The sequence below is a fragment of the Mesorhizobium sp. M6A.T.Ce.TU.016.01.1.1 genome, from assembly GCF_003997065.1.
Taxonomy (GTDB): domain Bacteria; phylum Pseudomonadota; class Alphaproteobacteria; order Rhizobiales; family Rhizobiaceae; genus Mesorhizobium; species Mesorhizobium mediterraneum.
The window spans coordinates 1-2,560 of the sequence record NZ_RZTJ01000068.1 but is presented as its reverse complement, the minus strand read 5'-3'; the positions used below and the strand labels follow the sequence as shown (position 1 = coordinate 2,560).

At 64.6% G+C, this 2,560-nt stretch carries 1 protein-coding gene; it reads right to left on the bottom strand.

Annotated features, from left to right (window positions below):
- Positions 1-2,505, bottom strand: a 2,505-nt coding sequence (gene traA, locus EOC94_RS33100) for a Ti-type conjugative transfer relaxase TraA (RefSeq protein ID WP_127295826.1), incomplete at its 3' end; no start/stop codon positions are given.
- Positions 2,506-2,560: the final 55 nt, after the last annotated feature.

The following is a 2,560-nucleotide window of genomic DNA, read 5'->3' as shown; positions in this document are numbered from 1 at the left end:
CGGGCGGGCCTCCTTTTTCGCTTGCATGGCGGGTTTCAGCAGGCCGAGGCGCTCGCCGGCCGCACGAATCCGGACCGTCAGATCGGCGAGCCTCGATCTCTGGCGCAGCGTCAAGTCAAGCCGGTCGCGCAGCATCGTTCGGGCGACATGGACGATGCGCAGACCGCGGTTTTCGGCAAAGGAAAGTGCCTGGCGGTAGAGCGTGCCGCGCTCATAATCGAGAGTGGTTTCCTTGGCGTTCCGACGTGACAGGATCTTCGTCAGGCCGCCATTGAAGGCGAAGGAGCGGCGGCCATAGTAGAGCTGCAGATCCTCGCGATGGCGGGTCATCGCGACATAGGTCAGATGCCGGTCGAGCGAGAGTGAAGCGAGCACCTTCACCCGGTCAACGGTTGCGCCCTGGCTCTTGTGAATCGTGGTGGCATAGCCATGGTCAAGGTTGTTGTAGAAACGCTGCTCGACCGTCACCTGGCGGCGCCGATTGCCCTCCCCGACCATGACCGCGAGACGGTTCGGCGCGGCTTCGACGACGCGGCCGATCATGCCGTTCTTCACGCCGAGCGAGCCCTCGTTTTTCAGGAAGACGATCTGGTCGCCGGCGTCGAAATGGCGGATGCCGTCGGCCGTCCTGAAGCCATGGCCTTCACTGAGGATACCGCGCTCGACCAGCTTCTCGCGCGCCATAATATTGAGCATGCGGACGTCACGACGCAGATGCGCGAGGATCAGCGTGGTCTTCGCCGGATCGTAGTCGCGGTTCCAATCGGCGATCAGGTTCTCGACAGCCTGGGCCTTCAGCTCCGAGCCGAGCACCCTGCTCTGTGAGCGATAAGCGGCAAGCGCCTGGTCGACATGGCCGCGCGCCAGATCGAGCGAGGCCTTGCGCATCCATTCCTCGCGCTGGCGGTAGATCGTTTCGAGCTCGGCATAGCCGATGCGGTCGGCGATGGCGCGAAAGGCGGCCCCTGCCTCGATCGGCTGGAGCTGTTCCGGATCGCCGACAAGGACGAGCTTGGCGCCTGCCCTAACCACAGCCTCGACGAAGCCGGCCATCTGCTTCGATGCGACCATGCCGGCCTCGTCCATGACGAACACCGTCTTGGCATCGAGCGTGTCACGGCCCTGCTTCCAGCGCAGCTCCCACGACGCCAGTGTGCGGCTGACGATCCCCGCTTCCTTCTCCAGCCCCTCTGCCGCCTTGCCGGCAAGTGCCGCGCCGACCACCCGGTATCCGGCAAGTTCCCATGCCTCGCGGGCCGCCTTCATCATCGTGGTCTTGCCGGCGCCGGCGCGGCCGACGACAGCCGCGATGCGGGCGGAACCGGCGACATGTTCAATGGCGGTTCGTTGCTCCTCCGACAGGCGGGCGTGCCGGGCAAAGGTCGCTTCCAGCAGCTTCTCCGGAACGCCGTGTGATTCCCGTCCCGCGAGCCAGACCGCGCGCCGCGCCATCTCGGCTTCGAGCCGGATCAGTTCCCGCGTCGTGTATCGCGCCGGCAGCCTTTCTACGGTTGCGAACGCGATGGTGTCGCGCTGCAGACGAAGCACGTCCGGGCTTTGGATGATGCGTGCCAGGAGTTGCTGGAACACTGCCGAATCGTCGACATAGCGATGCAGCACCTTGGCGACATCGCGTTCATCGAAGACACTCTTCTCGCGGGTAACGAGATCGAGCACGATCTCCGGACGGGCCTGAATGCGGCGCAGGTTCTCAGCCTTCCGCGCCTCATGCAGATCGAGCCTTTCCAGCGACGGCTTCCACCCTTCCGCTGTTGCCTTGCGCTGGATCGCCTTGGCGCCAACGCCGACATGGATGGTCGGCACCAGTTCGATGCCTTGCTTCTCGTAGGACCGGCCATCGATGCGAAGGTTGACGCCGTTCAGCGCCAGATGATGGTTCTGCCGTACGAACCAGGCATCCCGGAAGGCGTTGAAGTCTTGGGTGTCGCCAGCCCATAGCTCGTAAACGATCTTGCCGGCCTTGTTTCGCAGCGGCTGCGCATCGTCGCCGATGACCGCGACCTTCTTGGCGCCAAAACCGTCTTCGGTGAGAGGCCGCAGCGTCGTCATCAGGTGGATGTGCGGATTGCCGGGGTTGTCGTGGTAGACCCAGTCGGCGACCATACCGTTCGACAGAATGTCTCTTTCCACGAAGTCGCGGACGAGCGCGATATTCTGTTCGACTGAGAGCTCGAGCGGCAGGGCAATGGTGAGGTCCTTGGCAAGCTGCGCGTCGACACGCTTCTCGAAGGCCTCGACCTTGTTCCAGAAGGCCTCCGCGGCTCCGGCGGTGGACCGGTCCGCGATCAGCTTGCGCGCCCATTCCGGCGCATCAGCGGGCAACAGGAACTCCTCATGCACCAGGCCCTGCTTACGCGAATAGTCGATCGTCCTGGCCTCGCGTTCGTAGTCCATCCGGGCGCAGTGCCGGTAGGCCGCCGACAGCACCGCGCTGCGGCCGTCGCCGCGGCTGACGATGCTGACGGAAAAGTGGGCGATGGCCACGGCGACGAAGACTCCCGAATGCGAACCTCGTTCGTCGGGAGCGGCGGGCCGGGTC